Source organism: Shewanella sp. OMA3-2 (genome assembly GCF_021513195.1).
In the GTDB taxonomy this organism is placed as follows: Bacteria; Pseudomonadota; Gammaproteobacteria; order Enterobacterales; family Shewanellaceae; genus Shewanella.
Genome location: NZ_CP090974.1, coordinates 1,825,867 through 1,846,618, shown reverse-complemented (window position 1 = coordinate 1,846,618; position 20,752 = coordinate 1,825,867). Strand labels below are relative to the sequence as shown.

The 20,752-nt window shown below is 41.4% G+C and carries 14 protein-coding genes, 1 tRNA gene and 1 pseudogene; 6 read left to right on the top strand and 10 right to left on the bottom strand.

Annotated elements, in window-relative coordinates; translation table 11 throughout:
• Nucleotides 1-23 precede the first annotated feature (23 nt).
• Nucleotides 24-100, bottom strand: a tRNA-Pro gene (locus L0B17_RS08170).
• A 268-nt stretch (nucleotides 101-368) separates the two neighbouring features.
• Between L0B17_RS08170 and folD the strand changes: the two genes are divergently transcribed.
• Complete coding sequence (gene folD, locus L0B17_RS08165) at nucleotides 369-1,223, top strand: bifunctional methylenetetrahydrofolate dehydrogenase/methenyltetrahydrofolate cyclohydrolase FolD (protein ID WP_235089182.1); 855 nt, start codon at nucleotides 369-371, stop codon at nucleotides 1,221-1,223.
• 184 nt (nucleotides 1,224-1,407) lie between these two features.
• Here the strand turns inward: folD and cysS are convergent, their stop codons facing one another.
• Nucleotides 1,408-2,787, bottom strand: coding sequence for a cysteine--tRNA ligase (cysS, locus tag L0B17_RS08160; protein ID WP_235089181.1), 1,380 nt, complete (start codon nucleotides 2,785-2,787; stop codon nucleotides 1,408-1,410).
• A 142-nt stretch (nucleotides 2,788-2,929) separates the two neighbouring features.
• On the opposite strand from cysS, the gene L0B17_RS08155 reads away from it, so the two are divergent.
• Both L0B17_RS08155 and L0B17_RS08150 read left to right on the top strand, forming a co-directional pair.
• Entirely contained in the window at nucleotides 2,930-3,421 is a 492-nt protein-coding gene (locus tag L0B17_RS08155) for a peptidylprolyl isomerase (RefSeq protein WP_235089180.1), read from the top strand.
• Nucleotides 3,421-4,143 carry a UDP-2,3-diacylglucosamine diphosphatase gene (locus L0B17_RS08150; RefSeq protein WP_235089179.1) on the top strand — a complete coding sequence of 241 codons (723 nt, stop codon included), beginning with the start codon at nucleotides 3,421-3,423 and terminating at the stop codon, nucleotides 4,141-4,143. Before L0B17_RS08155 ends, L0B17_RS08150 begins: the two co-directional genes overlap by 1 nt.
• Before the next feature lie 178 nt (nucleotides 4,144-4,321).
• On the opposite strand, the gene miaE is transcribed toward L0B17_RS08150, so the two are convergent.
• Nucleotides 4,322-5,086: a tRNA isopentenyl-2-thiomethyl-A-37 hydroxylase MiaE gene (gene miaE, locus L0B17_RS08145; protein ID WP_235089178.1), complete on the bottom strand. Its 765-nt coding sequence runs from the start codon at nucleotides 5,084-5,086 to the stop codon at nucleotides 4,322-4,324.
• Nucleotides 5,087-5,419: 333 nt separating this feature from the next.
• Between miaE and L0B17_RS08140 the strand changes: the two genes are divergently transcribed.
• Nucleotides 5,420-6,016: a Yip1 family protein gene (locus tag L0B17_RS08140; RefSeq protein WP_235089177.1), complete on the top strand. Its 597-nt coding sequence runs from the start codon at nucleotides 5,420-5,422 to the stop codon at nucleotides 6,014-6,016.
• 123 nt (nucleotides 6,017-6,139) lie between these two features.
• Here L0B17_RS08140 and fabB read toward each other — a convergent pair whose 3' ends face one another.
• Nucleotides 6,140-7,351, bottom strand: coding sequence for a beta-ketoacyl-ACP synthase I (gene fabB / locus L0B17_RS08135; RefSeq protein ID WP_235089176.1), 1,212 nt, complete (start codon nucleotides 7,349-7,351; stop codon nucleotides 6,140-6,142).
• A 131-nt stretch (nucleotides 7,352-7,482) separates the two neighbouring features.
• Here fabB and mnmC point away from each other — a divergent pair, with 131 nt between their 5' ends.
• Both mnmC and L0B17_RS08125 read left to right on the top strand, forming a co-directional pair.
• Nucleotides 7,483-9,579, top strand: coding sequence for an FAD-dependent 5-carboxymethylaminomethyl-2-thiouridine(34) oxidoreductase MnmC (gene mnmC, locus L0B17_RS08130; RefSeq protein ID WP_235089175.1), 2,097 nt, complete (start codon nucleotides 7,483-7,485; stop codon nucleotides 9,577-9,579).
• Between the two features lie 1,036 nt (nucleotides 9,580-10,615).
• Nucleotides 10,616-11,362, top strand: a pseudogene (locus tag L0B17_RS08125) (IS982 family transposase); the annotation flags it as partial.
• Nucleotides 11,363-11,595: 233 nt separating this feature from the next.
• On the opposite strand, the gene purF reads toward L0B17_RS08125, so the two are convergent.
• The 6 genes from purF to L0B17_RS08095 all read right to left on the bottom strand — a co-directional run bounded on the left by purF (nucleotide 11,596) and on the right by L0B17_RS08095 (nucleotide 20,710).
• A complete protein-coding gene (gene purF / locus L0B17_RS08120) occupies nucleotides 11,596-13,110 on the bottom strand; it encodes an amidophosphoribosyltransferase (RefSeq protein ID WP_235089173.1) in 1,515 nt (504 codons plus the stop codon).
• Between the two features lie 35 nt (nucleotides 13,111-13,145).
• Entirely contained in the window at nucleotides 13,146-13,634 is a 489-nt protein-coding gene (locus L0B17_RS08115) for a CvpA family protein (RefSeq protein ID WP_226414484.1), read from the bottom strand.
• A gap of 202 nt (nucleotides 13,635-13,836) precedes the next feature.
• Entirely contained in the window at nucleotides 13,837-14,496 is a 660-nt protein-coding gene (dedD, locus tag L0B17_RS08110; RefSeq protein WP_235089172.1) for a cell division protein DedD, read from the bottom strand.
• Between the two features lie 15 nt (nucleotides 14,497-14,511).
• Nucleotides 14,512-15,807 carry a bifunctional tetrahydrofolate synthase/dihydrofolate synthase gene (gene folC, locus L0B17_RS08105; RefSeq protein ID WP_235089692.1) on the bottom strand — a complete coding sequence of 432 codons (1,296 nt, stop codon included), beginning with the start codon at nucleotides 15,805-15,807 and terminating at the stop codon, nucleotides 14,512-14,514.
• A gap of 24 nt (nucleotides 15,808-15,831) precedes the next feature.
• Complete coding sequence (truA, locus tag L0B17_RS08100) at nucleotides 15,832-16,617, bottom strand: tRNA pseudouridine(38-40) synthase TruA (RefSeq protein WP_226414479.1); 786 nt, start codon at nucleotides 16,615-16,617, stop codon at nucleotides 15,832-15,834.
• 163 nt (nucleotides 16,618-16,780) lie between these two features.
• Nucleotides 16,781-20,710 carry a FimV/HubP family polar landmark protein gene (locus L0B17_RS08095; RefSeq protein ID WP_235089169.1) on the bottom strand — a complete coding sequence of 1,310 codons (3,930 nt, stop codon included), beginning with the start codon at nucleotides 20,708-20,710 and terminating at the stop codon, nucleotides 16,781-16,783.
• Nucleotides 20,711-20,752: the final 42 nt, after the last annotated feature.

Below are 20,752 nucleotides of genomic sequence, written 5' to 3'. Positions count from 1 at the left end.
AACATAAACAAATAATTTAAATTTGGTCGGTGATAGAGGATTCGAACCTCTGACCCTCTCGTCCCAAACGAGATGCGCTACCAGGCTGCGCTAATCACCGAAAATTGCACCTAAGAACATATAAGGTGCTATATAGTCTCAAGAACGGAGCGCATATTAACGAGTCACTTTGCTAGCGTCAACGATTTTTTTAACAGAATAATCTATATGATGCTTTAAACAGCAAAAAATGATTAGCATCATAGTGCGAATAGTTTATTCACTGTATTTTCCTAGTCTAGCAAATGACACTCTTTCATACGCCTGTTAGAATAGCGTCCGATCAATACCAATCTATACCTGTGTCTCTCAAAGGAAACTCTACAGCCATGACTGCTCAACTTATTGACGGTAAAGCCATTGCACAATCTATACGCACCACTCTTAAACAAAAGGTCACCGCTCGTAAAGATGCTGGACTTCGTGTACCAGGGCTGGCAGTAATTCTAGTCGGCAGTGATGCAGCATCACAAGTTTATGTCGGCAGCAAGCGTAAAGCCTGCGAAGAAGTAGGTTTTGAGTCACAATCCTTTGATCTTGATGTATCAACCTCAGAAGCAGACTTACTGGCATTAATCGACAAATGTAATACAGATCCTGCTATTGATGGTATTTTAGTACAATTACCTTTACCAGCGCATATTGACGACTCTAAAGTCATTGAGCACATTCGCCCAGATAAAGATGTTGATGGTTTTCACCCTTACAATGTAGGCCGTTTAGCACAACGTAATCCGGTATTACGCTCTTGTACTCCAATGGGCATTATGACGCTGATAAAATCAACCGGTATTGATACCTATGGTTTAGACGCCACCGTTGTTGGTGCATCTAACATTGTCGGTAGACCGATGACATTAGAGTTATTACTAGCGGGTTGCACTACGACGACATGCCATAGATTTACTAAAAATCTCGAACAAAAAGTGCGTCAAGCCGATCTTGTGGTTGTTGCTGTGGGTAAGCCAGGATTTATTCCAGGAGAATGGATTAAACCAGGCGCTATTGTAATTGATGTTGGCATTAACCGTTTAGACAATGGCAGTTTAGTCGGTGATGTACAATATGAGGTTGCTGCACAAAATGCAGCCTTTATTACCCCTGTTCCTGGCGGTGTTGGCCCTATGACCATTGCCAGTTTACTTGAAAACACCCTCTATGCTTGTGAGCAATACCATAGCTAAGTGATTTACAAAGCGCTTATCCACAGAAATGCCTGCTAAGTTGCAGGCATTTTTGTAACCATGATTTAAACTCACTTTACTCGGCTAATTATTATTGTTTTAAATGAGTTTCATCGAAACTCAGATATAAAAAAGCCTACAACAATGTAGGCTTAGTAAAATGAACTGTAATAAACCTATAGGTTTACTTTTTACGCCATGTTGTGCCACTTGGGCCATCTTCTAACACGACGCCAAGCTCGTTTAAGCGATCGCGAGCGACATCCGCAGCAGGCCAATCTTTTTCAGTACGAGCACGATTACGTTCAACAATCAAAGCTTCAATTTCAGCCACTTCATCATCAGTCCCCTCACCTTTGAAAAACGCATCGGGTGTTTGGCTAACAATGCCAAGTACTGATGTTAGCTGTTGTAGGCTAACGCCTAATGCAGAAGCTGCTGCCATATCTGTCAACTTAAGACGATTGATTTCACGTACCATATCAAAGAGTACTGAATAAGCTTCTGGCGTATTAAAATCATCATCCATAGCGGATTTAAATTTAGCGATATATTCAGTTGCGGGCGCAGCCTCAACGGTTAAATCTAGATCTTTAAGCGCTGTGTATAAGCGCTCTAATGCGGCACGGGCTTGTTTTAAATTATCTTCAGAATAATTTAACTGACTACGATAATGGCCAGACAATAAGAAATAACGCACGGTTTCTGGATCATAATGCTCAAGTACATCGCGGATAGTAAAAAAGTTGCCTAATGACTTAGACATTTTCTCACGGTCAATCATTACCATGCCTGAATGCATCCAGTAGTTCACATAAGGCGTGTCATGGGCACAGCAGGACTGGGCTATTTCATTTTCATGGTGCGGGAATTGTAAGTCAGAGCCACCGCCATGAATATCAAAATGCGTCCCTAAATGTTTGCTGTTCATGGCAGAACATTCAATATGCCAACCAGGACGGCCTGATCCCCAAGGTGAATCCCACGTTGGTTCACCCGGTTTCGACATTTTCCATAGCACAAAATCCATTGGGTTTTGTTTGCCTTGATCCACTTCTACGCGAGCACCAGCTTGTAGTTGGTCTAGGTTTTGCCCAGACAAACGGCCATAATCTTTATATGAGGCAACACTAAATAATACATCGCCATTAGGGGCGACATAAGCATGGCCACGGTCTAATAAACGCTGCACCATTTCAATAATTTCAGGCATGTGCAATGTTGCTTTAGGCTCAAAATCTGGACGTACCATATTCAGCGCATCAAAATCTTTATGCATTTCAGCGGTCAAACGCTCGGTTAACGTATCGCAAGATTCGTTATTTTCATTGGCACGCTGAATAATTTTATCGTCAACGTCGGTAATATTACGTTGAAAGTTAACCTCATAGCCGATGTAACGTAAATAACGCACTATCATGTCAAAAGATACAAAGGTACGGCCATGACCGATATGGCATAAGTCATAGATAGTGATGCCACAAACATACATCCCAATTTTACCTGGGGTTATTGGCTTAAATTCTTGTTTATCACGGCTCATACTGTTGTAAATCTTTAACATCGAAGTTCTCTTTTAAGCATATTAATCGAAAAATAATTCCTAACGATTCTAGCATGATGGACACGCTTTTGAACACAATGCTTTAAGCAGCAATCAAGATAAGTTAGAATCGGCGCAAATTATTTTATCTAAGTGAGACTTCATGATTACTTTACACACAAACCTTGGCGACATTAGTTTACAACTTGATGCTGAAAAAGCCCCTATCACAGCGGCTAACTTCATGAAATATGTGGAAGAAGGCTTTTACGAAGGCACTGTTTTTCACCGTGTAATTGATGGGTTTATGATCCAGGGCGGTGGCTTTACAGAAGAAATGGATCAAAAACGTGTTAATGCTTCAATTAAAAACGAAGCAAACAATGGTTTATCAAACCGCAAAGGTACGGTAGCCATGGCGCGTACTTCTGATCCTCACTCAGCAACTGCGCAATTCTTTATCAATGTGAATGACAATACATTCCTTGATTTTAAGTCAGAGACTTCTCAAGGCTGGGGTTACTGTGTGTTTGGTGAAGTTGTTGAAGGTTTAGACATCATTGAAAAAATGAAAGTGGTAGCAACAGGTAACCGTGGTATGCATCAAGATGTACCATTAGAAGCGATTGTTATCCAAAGCGTATCTGTTAAGTAATGCGTACAGCTTTTGTGGGTGATTTGCATTTAAGTGCAGATCGCCCTGACATCACCCAGGCATTCTTGCAGTTTCTCAAACAAGGCTTAGATAATGTAGAAGCACTCTATATTATTGGTGACTTGTTCGAAGTGTGGATGGGGGATGATATTGCCGAAGCATATACTGTCGATATTGCCAATGCGATTCATCGAGTATCTCAGCATATACCAGTTTTTTTTACCCAAGGTAATCGAGATTTTATGGTCGGCAAGGCATTCTGTCGCAAGGCAGGCATGACGTTATTACCCGATGTATATAAAACTAATCTTTATGGTCACTCAACGGTTATTCTACATGGCGATAGCTTATGCACTTTAGATATAGGCTACCAGCGTTTTAGACGCTTTCGCAGCCTAGCCATAGTCCGTTGGATTTATTCACACTTACCCAAACAGACCCGTCTAAATATTGCCGCTAAAATCAGGCAAAAAAGCCAATCGGGCAATCAACAAAAACACTATGAAATCATGGATGTTGAGTCGAGCGCTGTGCAACGTTTACTGACTGAAACCGACTGTAATCTTATGATACATGGTCACACTCACCGCCCTAATATTCACTTACTAGCGCAAGGCAAAAAACGCGTAGTGGTTGGTGATTGGTATACCCAGGGCAGTGTATTAATGGTTGATCAATCAGGTTGTGAATTGGTGCAATTACCGTTTATTGATAACCCGTAAATAATCATACATGGCCCACTTTACTTAATCAAAAACCTGTAGAGCCAACATCCAAAACCCAAATAGATACTAAGCGCAATGATGCACGACCTGATAGTAAAAGCTGTGCAACATCATTTACTCGCTTAACAGGGCGATGATTGGTGCATCACTAAATTTCGCAATGTCTAGCACTCAGCTATTTTGGCACGCCACTGTGAAATCGAAACTCTGTATCTTCGGCCATAATTAATGCCGCTTCTTGCACTCTAAAATAAGCGATACGATCGCTTATATCCTCATCCGCCACATCTTGAGCAAGAGATAGATAATCTTGATAGTGCCGCGCCTCTGAACGTAACAATGAAATATAAAACTTACTAAGTTCATCATCTAAATGAGGAGCAATTTTAGCAAACCGCTCACATGAGCGAGCTTCAATAAATGCGCCCACTATCAATTTATCTACAATAGTCACCGGTTCATGGGTGCGTACATGGCTAATGAGCTGTTTAGCATAGGTACCTGCGCGCATATTGCGGTAATCAATACCTCTAGCGGTCATAATTTGCAGCACTTGCTCAAAGTGATGAAACTCTTCTTTAATCAACTTAATCATTTTTGATAATAAATCAGCGCTAATACTCAAACTATGGTTAGCAACTAATTCACTGGTAATATCATTCTTTTTCACATCACGGTTAAGAAAAGCATTGGCATCACGGGCTTGGTTATACACAAAGTCTTCGTAGGGCTTAGCCCAGACTTTTAATATATTTGCGCTGCTTTTATCAATTGCATATTTACGTACCATCATCATTGCAGTTTGCGCGGCTTTTAACTCACAATTGCAGTGGTCGATTAATAAATCTGTTAATTGCTGCGGTTTTTTAGCATGTTCAATCCAACTGTTCGGGGTTTCACAACCTAAAAAATCATTAATTGGTGCAAGTAGTTGCTGCATAGAGCCCAGTATCCTATCAAAATATCTGACTATCTTACCTTCAGATATTTTTTTTATGAACACAAAAACATAATACCGCTTGACGAAATGCTATTTATGTTCAATAAATAGTCTTAAGCGCGGTTAGTTTTAACTTAATATTAACAAGCGCATTCAATCACCTTAAATGGATAAACTTCAAATTAGGAATGAGGTTATTACTTAGCAATGTTACTACTCAGTTTTGTAGTGCTAAGTATATGCAGGACTGATTAAGGCGATTGTAAAGAGCTGTAGTCAGTTCGTCTGTAGTTTGGCGAGCTTGTTGTAATGTGCTAAACAAGGATAATAATAATGATGCTAAATCACTTAATGGGACTTTACACTCATCCAAAAAAAGAGTGGGAAACAATCGAAAAAAACCATGAGGCATTAAAAAGCAGCCTAAGTCATGTACTGCTTATCGCCCTCATCCCTGCAATATGTGCTTATTTTGCAACTGCACACATTGGTTGGAATCCTGGCGCTGGTGAAGCTTTATTTCTAACCAGTGAAAGTGCAATGATAATGTCTGTAGGTATGTATTTTGGTCTTATTGCAGGCGTACTGGCTTTAGCGTACCTAGCCTACTGGATGGGTAAAACATTTGATGCTGATCCAACTTATACTCAAGCTGTTGAACTTGCCGCCTATACCGCAACCCCTTTATTTATGGTCGGTTTAGCTGCTTTATATCCGGTTCTATGGTTTATTATGATCGTAGGATTATTCGGTTTAGCCTACTCTGTATACCTGCTTTATGCTGGCGTTCCCATTATAATGAACATTCCTGAAGAAAAAGGCTTTATCTACGCAAGCTCGGTAGTAACAGCAGGTTTAGTATTACTGGTTGCCTTAATGGGTTCGAGTGTTATTTTATGGAGCCTAGGTTTTGGTCCTATGATGCAATAGATTAAGAATTTATATAGCGTTAGTTATGACCTGAATTATAACAATAAAATTAGTTATGACCTGAATTATAACAATAAAAAAAACCAGTCTAGCGACTGGTTTTTTATTGGGTAATTTAAAAACTTACTTATATTTACGCATAACCAATGTGGCATTTGTGCCACCAAAACCAAAGCTATTGCTCATGATTGTGGTTAAGTTAGCTTCACGTAATTCGCGTACAATAGGAATGTCTTTTGCTTGCTCGTCAAGGTTATCAATATTAATACTTGGTGCAATAAAGTTATTTTCCATCATCAACATACTGTAAATAGCTTCATGTACACCTGCTGCACCTAAAGCATGGCCAGTAAGTGATTTAGTTGAAGCAACTGGTGGCATTTTATCTTTAAATACCGCACGAAGTGCTTCTAATTCGCGCACGTCACCTACTGGAGTAGAAGTACCGTGGGAATTAACATAATCAATTGGGGTATCAACATCAGCTAACGCTAGATTCATACAACGAACAGCGCCCTCGCCTGATGGTGCAACCATGTCGTAACCGTCAGAGGATGCGCCATAACCAATAACTTCAGCATAAATTTTAGCACCACGTGCCAAAGCATGCTCTAGCTCTTCAACAACAACTATGCCGCCGCCGCCAGAAATAACAAAACCATCACGGTCAGCATCATAGGTGCGCGATGCTTTGGTTGGATTATCATTATATTTAGTCGATAACGCGCCCATAGCATCAAAGCCCATGGTCAATGTCCAATCTACTTCTTCAGAACCACCAGCAAATACCATATCTTGCTTACCCATTTGGATAAGCTCAACAGCATGGCCAATACAGTGTGAAGATGTTGCACAGGCAGAGCTAATTGAATAGTTAACGCCTCTTATTTTAAACGGTGTTGCCAAGCACGCGCTAGCGGTACTAGACATAATGCGTGGCACTATATAAGGTCCTACACGTTTGACGCCTTTTTCACGTAAAGTGTCAGCGGCTTGAACTTGGTTTGAAGAAGACGCACCACCGGTACCCACAACTAACCCTACACGGTCATGTGAATACTGCTCTTCGGTCAGATTAGCATCGGTAATCGCTTCTTGCATCGCGATATAAGCATAAGCAGCTGCATCGCCCATAAAACGTAACGCTTTACGATCAATGTGATCCGCTGGGTTCATTTTAATATCGCCCCAAACGTGGCTGCGTAGCTTCATTTCTTCAAACTGCGCTGAATGGGTAATGCCACTACGACCCGCTTTAAGTGAATCTAACACTTCTTGCTTATTGTTACCGATACTTGAAACTATACCTAGTCCGGTGATCACGACTCTTTTCATTATTTGATATCCATTTAGTAGATGTCGGCACTTAATTGCGGCAATAATATCTGTTTTACGGCATTTAAGTGGTCAGCTTTCCATAAACACAGGTAAAATAATGTTAATTATTCCTGTTTGAGTAAACTATTTTGAGTAAAAGCACCAATTTATTCATGGTAAATCATTATCAGCATTATCTCCAGCGTGTTATAAAACAACCTGATACAGCAACAAAGCTGATCCATGTTGGGCATTTAGGCCTAGCGGAACCGACACATATTAATGATTTAATCGATGCGTTTACCCAACTAAAACAAACTTGCCCAGCCTGGCAGCATTGTCGCTTACATGTGAGTTTATTTACTTATCATAGTAAAGAACAACAAGCTGAATTTAATGCTTTTATATTACATTTCAAACAAATATTACACGATTTTATTGCAGATATTGCCGTTGCACCGATTAAAGGGTGTCAACGCATTAATATTCAAGATGATATTACGTTAGACTGCCACTTTAGTCGCAGTGAACTGCAATTATCAAGCCTAGCCAATATTCACCATAAAGTTCATCATTGGTATGCGTGTTCCGATACGATGACCCCATTATTAAGGGATCACTTTTATCAGGCAACCAATGTTTGGCAACTCGGCAGACTTAGCCATGATAATAGCGCCATTAGTATTTACGATAGACCAATAGCCAACAAGGATCCACTCTTCAGCTCACTACAAACAACTGTTGCCCAAGCAGGATTTCAGTTACTCACCGAACAACCCACAGACTCGATAACCAAACACCTGACTAGACAAGCAACTGGACAAACAACATCGACTAGCACTATTGATATTATTGCTTGCCAAGAGCGTCATGCCTTAAGGCACCAACAACAAAACTCGTTTGCCTACCAAGGCCCACTTACACCCGCATTAATTGAGCAACCCATTGGCATTATTGGTGGTGGTATCGCCAGCACATCGCTTGCTTTATCGTTAGCTGAAAGAGGTAAAAGTGTCGTGCTTTATTGTCAGGACGACGCAATTGGTCAAGGTGCATCAGGTAATCGACAAGGCGCGATTTACCCTTTACTTACCCCAGAAAATGACGCACTAAGTCAGTTTTATCAACAAGCTTTTTTGTATAGCCGACAAAGGGTGCAACGGCTTACCAGTCAAGGGTATGAAGTCAGCCATGACTTTTGTGGCGTGCTGCACACAGGATTTGATGATCGCAGCAAAGCGAGACTCAATAAAATAATCAACGGGCAAGAGTGGCCTGATGATATAGCCCGTAAGGTATCCGCAGATCAGGCGAGCGATATTGCCAGGGTAGAAATAAAGCAAACGGGTTTGTTTTATCCCTTAGGTGGCTGGATTTGCCCCTATGAACTTGCCCAAGCGTCATTAGATCATGCTGTGGCCATTGGCAGTATTACCATAAAAATGAACTGCAAAATTGAATCAATTGAGCAGACAGAACAAGGTTGGGCCTTATGCGCTACTGAACAAAAATCTAGCCAGCAAAAGCCTAATCAACAAAAAAATAGTCAAAAAAAGAATAGTCAACAAGGCTCACCTATCGCCTTTCACCCCCAGTTAGTCATTGCCAACGGCGCAGACTTAACCCATTTTCAACAAACCCGTGAAATCCCCCTTAGCGGCTTCAGAGGCCAGGTTAGCCATGTGCCTTCAAAGGGGGAATTAGCCAGTCTAAAAACGGTAATTTGTGCTAATGGATACTTAACCCTGGTTTTTCAGCAACAACACTGTGTCGGCGCCAGTTATGTTAAAAGTCCTCAGCATTTAGACTTTTGCCCCATCGAACAAGTTGAAAATGGTAAAAAAATGAGTCAAAGCTTTGCTAATGTAAGCTGGCCCAATGACATTAATGTTAGCGGCAATGATGCCCGTGTCGGTGTAAGAATGGTCAGTCGCGACCATTTTCCGGTAATGGGATATGCAATTGATATGGAAAAACTCAATCAAGGCTATCAAATTCAGCAAGCCAGTAAAGATAAACCCAGTTTATGGCAACAACACTGGCAAACAACCCCTGCCCCAATTCATGATGGCTTATTTGTCCTGGGCGGATTTGGTTCACGGGGATTAAGTTCAGCGCCACTTGTAGCCGAATGTCTAGCAGCAAATCTGTGTGGTGAAATCATGCCAATTAACCTTGAAACACAAACCCTGTTAAGCCCTAATCGCATGTGGATGCGAAAGTTACTCAAAGGCAAAGCGATATAAATTGGATGTTTAAAGGTTTAAAAGTTAACGCTTATTTGGAAAAAAGCGGGTTGGCAGGTGACTCCATGCACAAATGATCCCGCGAGACGCCGCAAGCACATCCATGTGGGCTTAACCAAAACATCCCTGTTTTGGATACTCGCTGGCTCATCTGCACCTGAATTTTTGTTTCTTCGATTTAGCTTCATTGGTAGCAGTGGCAACACAAGAGTTAACTCGTTACTGGACAAAAGCGGGTTGGCAGGTTTCATTTTATAACAGTAATTAAACCCTCATAGACGTCAGATTGACTTCAAGTGCAGATGATCCAGCGAGACGCCGCAAGCACGTCCATGTGGGCTTAACCAAAACATCCATGTTTTGAATACTCGCTGGCTCATCTGCACCCGAATTTTTGTCTCTTCGATTTAGCTTCATTGATGGCTGTTGCAACACTAGATAAACACAAGGGTTAACTCGTTACTGGACCCAAATGGGTTGGAGGATTTATTTATGAAAGTTTATCCTGACCTTACTAAATTAGTTAGTGCGCCTTGCGGCGGCTATACTACAACTTGATATATTTTAGCACTTGCCTTTTTTTGCTTGGCCAGGAGGACAATGGGTTCCATTGTTATTTGAGTTTTCATCAACGATAACTTTAGGTCCAGATATTCTTACTGAAGGTCCTATTAATTCGCACCTGGCGAGAAAAACGAGTAATACTAAAGGGATTAATTTAACTATTTCCATTATTTTCATTACTTGTTCCAATTTGAATATGCTGTTTTGGGGGGATGAACGACTTCATTTAAAGTCCATTCGTCTTTTAGCTTGGCACACTCTTTGTCACTGCCAACTTCCGAATCACAATCAGTTCAAAGTCGCATATGTGGTAATGCTAAAAATTATACCTGCCAAGACCAAGCAACTTATGTTAAGAATTAAAATCAAGCCAGCCATTTTGAATAAATGGGGGTGAATAAAGAACAAATGGGGGCAGAGCCTGACGTCCCCACACAATAATTAATCTGAACAACTCGGGATAAAAAATTGAACTAAATGCCATCGTGACTTCAAGAACTTCTATACGGGTTATCTTGCTCGATTTTTTAAATCTGATTTTCCACACCTACTCAGTTACAGTCGCTTTTTGGAATTAATGCCCATGACAGTTGTGCCATTGTGCAGCTATTTTTGCACCATCAGAAGTCAGCCAACAGGGATTGAATTTATTGATTCAACGAGTATCAAGGTCTGTCACAACTTACGCATTCCAAGGCATAAAAGTTTATCTGGCCTCGCTAGTCGAGGAAAAGGCACGATGGGATGGTTCTACGGATTTAAACTTCACTTAATCGTTAATCACAAAGGCGGCATTGTAGCCGCCAAAATAACGCCCGCAAATGTGCATGACACTCAGCCAGTTTCGGGGATGGTAGTCAACTCGATGGATAAGCTTTATGCCGACAAAGGCTACATCAGCAAAGCCCTGGCGAGCGACTTACTCGAGCAAGGTGTTACTATCGTCAACAATGTCCGTAAAAACATGAAAGCTAAAGCTTTATCCCTATGGGACAGAGCGATGCTTTCACGTCGATTTATCATTGAAACTATCAATGACCAGCTAAAAAACATTTCACAAATAGAACATACAAGACATCGAAGCGTGCATGGGTTTATGTTGAATATGATAGGCGGATTGATTGCTTATCAACTGAAAGAAACGAAGCCACAACTCAATATTACAAATGCGGAATTTGGCACGTCCTCTCACGATTCTGTTGCCGCCCAATGGACTTAGTTACATTGTCTGGCTCGCTACTTTATTCAGAGTTATAGGGGCATCTGGTAATGCAGATAGTTCACACAACGCGGTGAACAGCGCTTCATACGACTTCACGTCGCATGGACAAAAACGTGTCACAAAATAATTCATTCTTATTCGAGTATGATAAAAAACCATATTTTGGGCGATAAAAAACAAAAAGCCTGCATTTCGCAGGCTTTTATCATTACATCGGCTAGCAAGTTAACTTATGGATGACACTCATTGTGCATTTCTAAGTTAGTGCCGATATCTTTGGTGCGATTCGCTTTAGCATCATCATTACGTAACTGCATGATGTGATCTAAATATGCTTGGTCAACGTCATTAGTAATGTAATGACCATCAAATACCGATGTTTCAAAACGCTTAATTTCAGGGTTTTCCATTCTAACCGCTTCAATCAAGTCAGTTAAATCCTGGAAGATAATACCGTCAGCACCGATAAGCTTGGCAATTTCATCTGCATCACGACCATGGGCAATTAGCTCATTAGTGGTTGGCATATCAATACCATAAACGTTCGGGAAACGAATTTCAGGTGCTGCTGAAGCAAAATACACTTTCTTAGCCCCTGCATCACGCGCCATTTCGATAATTTGTTCTGAAGTCGTACCGCGTACAATAGAGTCATCAACCAATAACACATTCTTGCCTTTAAACTCGGCATTAATGGCATTCAGTTTACGGCGTACAGATTTTTTACGCTCTTGTTGACCTGGCATGATAAACGTACGACCAATATAACGGTTTTTAACAAAACCTTGGCGATACGGTAAGTTCATATGGCGAGCAATTTCTAGTGCCACATCACACGAGGTTTCAGGAATAGGAATAACCACGTCAATGTCGTGCTCGTCCCATTCTTTTTTGATTTTTTCACCTAGCTTGGTGCCCATATTCACACGACTTGCGTATACCGAAATATTATCGATAGTCGAATCAGGACGTGCAAAATAAACAAACTCGAAAATACATGGAGAGTAGCTTGGGTTAACAGCGCATTGACGAGTAAATAATTGACCATCAAGTGTTACGTAAATCGCTTCACCAGGAGCAACATCACGCATTACTTCAAAACCAACAGCGTCTAAAGCTACACTTTCAGATGCCACCATGTATTCAGTGCCTGATGCGGTTTCATGCTTACCTAATACTAATGGACGAATACCAAAAGGATCACGAAATGCCACTAAGCCTTGGCCGATGATCATGGCCGCCACCGCATAAGCACCACGGGTTTGAGCATGTACTTTACTAACAGCATCAAATACTTCGTCTGCTGATAACGTTAAGCTGCGTGTTTCTTGCAACTCATCCGCTAACAAATTCAATAAAATTTCAGAATCTGAAGTGGTATTGATATGACGACGTTTGGTTATCAAGCTTTCAGCTAATTCAGTGGTATTGGTTAAATTACCATTGTGAGCCAATGAAATACCAAACGGTGAGTTAACATAAAACGGTTGAGCTTCAGACGCGCTTGAGCTACCCGCGGTTGGGTAACGTACGTGCCCAATACCAGCATTACCTTGTAAACGTTGCATATGCTTTGGTTCAAATACATCTTTAACCAAACCATTTGCTTTGCGTAAACGAAATGCATTTACGTCAACGGTTACTATACCTGCTGCGTCTTGTCCACGATGTTGAAGCACTGTCAGCGCATCATAAATCGTTTGATTAACTGTAGACTTGCCTACTATTCCGACGATACCACACATGGGTAAGGTTCCTTACTGTAAGGTGTTTTATTGTTTTAGATTTTGGGTACAAAGCTTGATGTATTTTCCAAGTAGTCAAAAAACCACTGAATAACCACACCAAATTCGGGCACGAGCACTGATGCCTTCCACCAATCGGTTGAAGGGAAACCAGTAAACGCATCCATGAAAAAGAGTAACGCGCTGACGATTAACGCCCCGCGAATAGCACCAAAACACAAACCAAGTACTCTGTCGGTACCTGACAATCCAGTTTTAGCAACGAGTTGACCTAAAAGATAATTAACAAGTGCACCAATAATAAGCGTCGCGATAAAAAGAATGGCGATTGCGACACCATTACGCACCATTGCATCTTGCATCTGCGTTAGATGAACGGCAAGGTCGAGATAAAATTGACTGGCGATAAAAAAAGCCGCAAACCATACCACTAACGACATGGCTTCTTTGGCAAATCCACGCACTAAACTAATAATGGTAGATAAGCTAATAACAATAATAATTGCGTAATCAATCCAAACCATTGAGATGGGGATCCAGGTAAACACTAAGACGGCGCGATTCTAACAGAGGTGAAGACTTTTCTCACCCCCGATCGACTAAATTAATCATACATGAATCAGAACAATCAATTTCTACAACAGATAAATTACTGATTAAAATTAAAACACTTATAAAATCAATAAATAACCATTAATGATGACTTAGTAAGTATCTCGAATAAGATTACTTATCCATTGGATCATAAGTAAGAATTCTGCCTGTTAACCCGGTCAGTTTTGCTATTGCAGTTTGGCGTGCTTCAAGCTTATCTTTTGACACTTCAGGGCCAACAAATACTCGAGTTAATGTGCCTTCTACCGGTTTGGCAGGCAGTGTATAGGCGGTATAACCTGATAGTCTGAGTTTAGCGATTAATGCATTAACATTAGCCGCATTATTAAACCCGCCCAATTGTAAAGTGTAGCCAGATTTAATCGGGCTTGAAGCGGCTTTAACACTTGGCTTAGGCACAACAATTGGTTGGCTTATTACAGGTTTGCTTGGAACAGTTTTAGGTTGAGTGTTAGCGGACTCAATCTCTTTTTTAGCCGCAGGCTCTTTTGTTACTGGTTTTGCAGCATTAGTACCTAAAGGAACAATATCAGGATCCAATTGAGATTGATTATCGTCGTTATCGATATCAACACTGGCAACATCAAGGACTTCAAAATCATCTGGTGTTAACGGCTTACTCTGAACCAGAGGCGCTGAGCGTAAAGGTATTTCAGTAAACTCTTCGACTACTTTGGCTTTTTTACCATCTAAAAGATCGGGTAAAAAAATCACCCCAAGAGCAACAAGCACTATAGTTCCAACCAAACGGTTTTGAAATTGAAGTTTCAAGATTTTATCCCAGTATTACATTAACAATTTAAAAGCAGCGACAGTATAAAAAGAGCCAAATACAATTACCACATCATTAGGCTCAAGAGTAGCATTTACCGCTGCCCAAGCCTCATTCATATCATTAAAAGCATTTAATTCAATAGCTGTATGATGATTTAGCTGTTCTTGTGCAATCGGTTCCATCAAGGCGATCAATTGTGCTGAGCTGGCACCGCGATCGGTGGACAGAGTCACCATGTTCCAATGGCTGACAACATCAACAAGTTCGGCTAATACGCCTGCTATATCTTTATCTTTTAGCATGCCACAAATAGCGACAACCTTACCTGATACCGTGACTCTTTTGCGCAATTGTGTCGCAAGGTATTTTGCAGCGTGTGGATTATGTGCCACATCAACCAAAACTAATGGGGTTTGATTAACGCACTCTAATCGACCTGGTAAACTAGCTAACTCAAGGCCTTTATTAATCGTTGAATAGTCTATTTCAGGCCAAAGCTTATCTATAAGCGCAACGACACATGCCGCATTAGCTAATGGCAAGCTAGGTAATTTAAATGCGGGAGATTGTTTTATGTGAGTAGAGAAAGTCCAGTTAGCATTATTAAGCTGATAATCAAACTCGTGCCCTACTCTAATAAGCTGGCAGTTAATTTGCTGTGCATAGTCAATTACCGACTGCGGTAAATTGGGCTCACCTATGATGCTGAAACATCCGCTGCGACACACGCCTGCTTTTTCACGCCCGACTAGCTCACGGGTATCACCTAAGTATTCTTGATGGTCTAAATCAATGGAGGTGATTATGGTCGCGGTAGAGTCAATTATATTGGTTGCATCTAAGCGGCCACCTAAGCCAACCTCTAAAATAATCACGTCTAACTGAGCGTGTTTAAATAAATATAAACCAGCCAAAGTCGCATACTCAAAAAATGTCAGCGATATATCGGCTCTAGCGTGTTCGATGGCTTGAAATGCAGCAATAAATTGATCGTCGCTGCAATCTTGTTGATTAATTCTAACCCGCTCATTATAAAGCAGTAAATGCGGCGAACTGTATACACCAACGGTTTTACCGCTTTGAATTAATATCGATTCTAACATGGCGCAGGTAGTACCTTTGCCATTAGTTCCCGCAACCGTGATTACCTGTGCAGGTTGTAGATTAACTACCCCTAAACGCTCGGCGACAATAGATACTCTGGCGAGTCCCATCTCAATTTCGCTCGGATGTATCGCGAGTAGATAATGTAGCCACTCAGCTAAATTAGCATCCTTATTTGGTGCAGTAATGGTATCTGTATGCATCACGGTTAGCAGCCTTTGTCCTTATCAGTCGAGCATAAACAATGGCCCTAAAGCCAACTTAGGCAAATCATATTGCTCAGGGTAAGAAACGTCAACAAGGTATAAACCATTGGGTTTGGCTGTTGGTGCTGCAAGTTTTCGATTTTTCTCGAGTAATAACTGCGCTAACCAATTGATAGGCTGATGACCTAAGCCCACTTCAATCAAAGATCCAACGATATTTCTGACCATATGATGTAAAAAAGCATTAGCTTTAATATCAACCAGAATATACATACCTTGACGAGTCACGCTGACATGATGCACGGTGCGATAAGGGGTTTTAGACTGACAGTGCAGTGCCCTAAAGCTGGTAAAATCATGTTCGCCTAGCAATGTTTGTGCGGCTTGGTGCATTAAGGTTTCGTTAATTTCACCACGGTAATGGCTAACACCTTGAGACAGCACTCCGGCGCGTAAAGAATGGTTATAAATAATGTAACGATAACGTCTAGCTGTTGCACTATAGCGAGCATGAAAGCTGTCATCGACTTCTTTTGCCCAGCGCACTGCAATAGTATTAGGCAGTTTAGTATTGACCCCTAATGTCCACGCTGACATTTGACGTATCACGTCGGTATCAAAATGCACCACTTGACCCGTGCCATGTACGCCTGAGTCAGTGCGACCCGCGCAATGCAATCTAATCGGAGCATTGGCTATATACGAAAGCGCGGTTTCCAGTTGTTCCTGCACAGAATCGACTTCGGCTTGTCGCTGCCAACCAAAAAAATTACTGCCATCATATTCGACACCTAACGCTATGCGCATAACTTGACCTTTCACTTTACATCAAAATGGCGCGCATTCTAGCATAAAAAAAACGGCGCATGTCTAGGCGCCGTTTTAAATAGTGATTTTACACTCTAGATTTTTAAACCTAGATTTTAAACCTAGATTTTAAACCCTAGATTGTAAACTCAAGATGTTAGAGTTAGGATAACTTTTTCATCAACGAGCTTGCTTCGGCTTGTTGGCGATCATTACCATTCATTTGAACTTCTTTTAATAATGCTTTGGCATTATCTTCATCATCAATTTCAATGTAAGCACGCGCTAAGTCTAATTTAGCGCTAACCGAGTTTTCTTCGTCATCTACATCGATCATGTCAGCATTACCAATAAGTGACTCAAACTCGCCCATATCAACATCAATTTCTTTATATCGATCACCACCAAGGCTATCGTCTTCATCTGCGTCATTGAGCAATTTATTGATATCAATAAAGCCATTCTCGCGTTCAAAGTTACTTAGCTCGGTCTCAGAAATACCGGCCGATGTCGATTTAGACTCTTTGGCATCAAGTGCGGCTATCGCTTCATCAACGGTTAATCCATCATCTGATAGGATAAAGTCGTCGTCTTCATCGTCGTCATTAATGCTGAAATCGATATCTACATCATCACCTACCACATCCGGATTTTTATCAATAAGGGGGTCAGTTGGTGCTGCGGATTTCGCAATAGGATTAAATAAATCAGTTTCCCAGTCCAATAAATCAACAGGTGTTTTTTTAGTCGCTTTTAAATCATTAAAAAAGTTAGCGTCTTTCTCTACTTTAGCTGGGCCCTGTTTTACTGGGCTATTCACTTCTGCTGATGTATTGTCAAACGCAGATTCATAAAAATCTAACTCTTGATCGTCATTGGTGGACTGGTCGCTTAGAGTCCCATCTTCAGTGCCCATTTCAGCTAAAAGTGCATCGAGCTCATTTTCTGCTTCGGATAAAATAGAGTCATCAACATCATCACTTTCGGTGATATTGTTGTCACTATTTACATCTGTAGACGCTGCTTGGTTAAGCTCTGACTCTAATGTATCAAAACTCAACTCATCCTGCTCTGTGGTTTCTTTCGCCTGCTCAAGTTCATTAATTAAGCTTGATAAATTATCTTCGTCGAACTCATCTTCATCAAGAGACAAAGTTTCTTCTGCTTCATCCTCAAGGCTTGCTGATTCAAGTTCCGCGGCAATAGCATCTGTCAGATCTTCAGTTTCAGCAACTTCTGATGCAGCTTCAGATGTGTTTACTGCAAGCTCGTCGGCAACGTACTCATCTTCTTCCGTTGTGGCATCTTCAGTTTCAAAACTGGCTAGCAGTGCATCGATATCATCATCGGTATTAACTTCATTTGCATCAACTTCATCATCTGACTCAAGTTCGGCGGCAATTGCATCGGCCAAATCTTCAGTGGCGGTTTCTGATGTGCTTGCAGGACGTTCTTCATCATGTTCCGTTGTGGCATCGTCTGCCTCAAAACTGGCTAGCAGTGCATCGATATCATCATCGGTATTAACTTCATTTGCATCAACTTCATCATCTGACTCAAGTTCCGCGGCAATTGCATCGGCCAAATCTTCTGTTTCGTTTTCTGCGGTTTCTGATGTGCTTGTAGGACGTTCTTCATCATGTTCCGTTGTGGCATCGTCTGCCTCAAAACTGGCTAGCAGTGCATCGATATCATCATCGGTATTAACTTCATTTGCATCAACTTCATCATCTGACTCAAGTTCGGCGGCAATTGCATCGGCTAAATCTTCTGTTTCGGTTTCTTCAGTTTCTGATGTGGCGGTTTCTGATGTGCTTGTAGGACGTTCTTCATCATGTTCCGTTGTGGCATCGTCTGCCTCAAAACTGGCTAGCAGTGCATCGATATCATCATCGGTATTAACTTCATTTGCATCAACTTCATCATCTGACTCAAGTTCAGCGGCAATTGCATCGGCTAAATCTTCTGTTTCGGTTTCTTCAGTTTCTGATGTGGCGGTTTCTGATGTGCTTGTAGGACGTTCTTCATCATGTTCCGTTGTGGCATCGTCTGCCTCAAAACTGGCTAGCAGTGCATCGATATCATCATCGGTATTAACTTCATTTGCATCAACTTCATCATCTGACTCAAGTTCCGCGGCAATTGCATCGGCTAAATCTTCTGTTTCGGTTTCTGCGGTTTCATCAATAAGATCAAAACCTGCTAATAGTGAATCGATGTCATCTTCGTCGGCTAAACTTTTGTCGACAGCGACATTGTTGGCTTCATCCTTTGGTTCAAGTTCAGCGGCACTCTCACTTGAAATATCTCCATCAGGTGAATCAAAGCCAGCTAATAATTCATCAATGTTATGTTGTTGATCAACTTGCTTATCTGCAACAGAGCTACTTTCACCTTCTTCATCAGCTTCGTCGTCAAGATTAGCAAGCAGTGCGTCTAAATCATCTTCTGGCGCTGCGGCTACAGGTGCATCGGCTTCATCGGTTTCATCGGTTTCACCATCAAGATTAGCAAGCAGTGCATCTAAATCATCTTCTGGCGCTACAGCTATAGGTGCATCAGCTTCATCGGCTTTGCCGTCAAGATTAGCAAGCAATGCGTCTAAATCATCTTCTGGCGCTGCGGCTACAGGTGCATCGGCTTCATCAGCTTTGTCGTCAAGATTAGCAAGCAATGCGTCTAAATCATCTTCTGGCGCTGCGGCTACAGGTGCATCGGCTTCATCGTCGCCGTCAAGATTAGCAAGCAATGCGTCTAAATCATCTTCTGGCGCTACAGCTACAGTTTCATCATCGTCTAAGCCTGCCAATAAACTGTCTAAATCTTCATCCGTTTCAAGTGGCTCAAGTTCTGAGTCTTGCTCATCCATAGCTTCAGCCCACAAAGCATCAAGTGAAGTTCCTTCATCTTCCTCTTCGGCCTCAGGCTCAACAGCAATTTCATCTTCAGATTGGGTTAAAAACATTTCAGATGCCATGTCAACTTTGTCATCATCAATCACTAAATCCGCTTCTGACTGCATGTCTAAACTGTCTAAATCTAATAAATCATCGATGGACTCTTCATCGTTATCATCTAGATGAATAGCCAGACCTTCCAGATCATTTTCACTGTCTGTGTCGTTTGGTTCTGTATTAGTGGTTAATTTGTTTTCTGCCGGCACTGACGCACTTGAACGACGACGCATAATTAAAACAATAACGCCAAAGATCAATAAAATGGGTAAGCTTGCTGCTGCAATTAATAACCCAGTGTTACTGGTTAAGTTTCGCCAGAAATCAGTAGGTTGCTCTATAGGTGGTTTATTAGCCTCTTCAAGCTCAATTCTCAGAGCTTCATTTTCTGCAATTAGCTGTGCTTGCTTTTCACCAGAAAGCTGTAAATCTTCTTCTAGGCGGCCAATGCTCTGGGTTAATTCGGCTAACTTTTGCTTTAAAATTTGATTATCACTGCGTGTCGCCATCAGCTGGTCTTGCGCTCTTGCCAGCTCATCTGTCAGCATCAATGTTTTATTATTGGCGCTGTCGAGTTGAGTATTTAGCGTAATAAGCTCATTCTTTTTAGCTGCATTAATAGGCTCAGCTTCATTCATTTTGGCAGGTTGTTGAGCAATAATTTGCAATGGTTTTTCAGGTATTGTGGTTGATACTTGTTCAACTTTTACTGGCGTAGCAACGGGGCGTGGCGTTTGTTTAACAATAGGTTTCACCGCTCTATCGTCACGCTCTGCACGTAATTTAGCTTGTTCCTTTGGAATAGAGGCAATCACGTCCGCCGAAGGCACCGTTAGGATCATGCCTCTTTCTAAGGTGTTAAAATTATTGCCGCTGAATGCTTGAGGGTTGGCATCAAATAATGCAGCCATGACTTGATAAATAGTAACTTGATCATTAGGACGTACCTTCTGAGCTATGCTCCAAAAAGTATCAGCTGAAGTCGTGGGGCCATATTGCTTATTTGCTTGCTTAACCTCGCCATTAGGGCCAGTTATTTTAAGCGTATCAGCTTGAGCCGAAGCAAAAAGTTGAATTCCTGAGACTGCTGAGGTGGCACATAAAAGTAAACCTACCCAATATGAATTACGAGATGTCATTCAATCCTTCCCTTTTAGCACGAAACATTTGTCATGATGACA

Bases quoted from the DNA above. Each gene is read 5' to 3' on its own strand.
- folD (WP_235089182.1), top strand. From the start codon at position 369: ATGACTGCTCAACTTATTGACGGTAAAGCCATTGCACAATCTATACGC.
- cysS (WP_235089181.1), bottom strand. From the start codon at position 2,787: ATGTTAAAGATTTACAACAGTATGAGCCGTGATAAACAAGAATTTAAG.
- L0B17_RS08155 (WP_235089180.1), top strand. From the start codon at position 2,930: ATGATTACTTTACACACAAACCTTGGCGACATTAGTTTACAACTTGAT.
- L0B17_RS08150 (WP_235089179.1), top strand. From the start codon at position 3,421: ATGCGTACAGCTTTTGTGGGTGATTTGCATTTAAGTGCAGATCGCCCT.
- miaE (WP_235089178.1), bottom strand. From the start codon at position 5,086: ATGCAGCAACTACTTGCACCAATTAATGATTTTTTAGGTTGTGAAACC.
- L0B17_RS08140 (WP_235089177.1), top strand. From the start codon at position 5,420: ATGATGCTAAATCACTTAATGGGACTTTACACTCATCCAAAAAAAGAG.
- fabB (WP_235089176.1), bottom strand. From the start codon at position 7,351: ATGAAAAGAGTCGTGATCACCGGACTAGGTATAGTTTCAAGTATCGGT.
- purF (WP_235089173.1), bottom strand. From the start codon at position 13,110: ATGTGTGGTATCGTCGGAATAGTAGGCAAGTCTACAGTTAATCAAACG.
- L0B17_RS08115 (WP_226414484.1), bottom strand. From the start codon at position 13,634: ATGGTTTGGATTGATTACGCAATTATTATTGTTATTAGCTTATCTACC.
- folC (WP_235089692.1), bottom strand. From the start codon at position 15,807: ATGCATACAGATACCATTACTGCACCAAATAAGGATGCTAATTTAGCT.
- truA (WP_226414479.1), bottom strand. From the start codon at position 16,617: ATGCGCATAGCGTTAGGTGTCGAATATGATGGCAGTAATTTTTTTGGT.
- L0B17_RS08095 (WP_235089169.1), bottom strand. From the start codon at position 20,710: ATGACATCTCGTAATTCATATTGGGTAGGTTTACTTTTATGTGCCACC.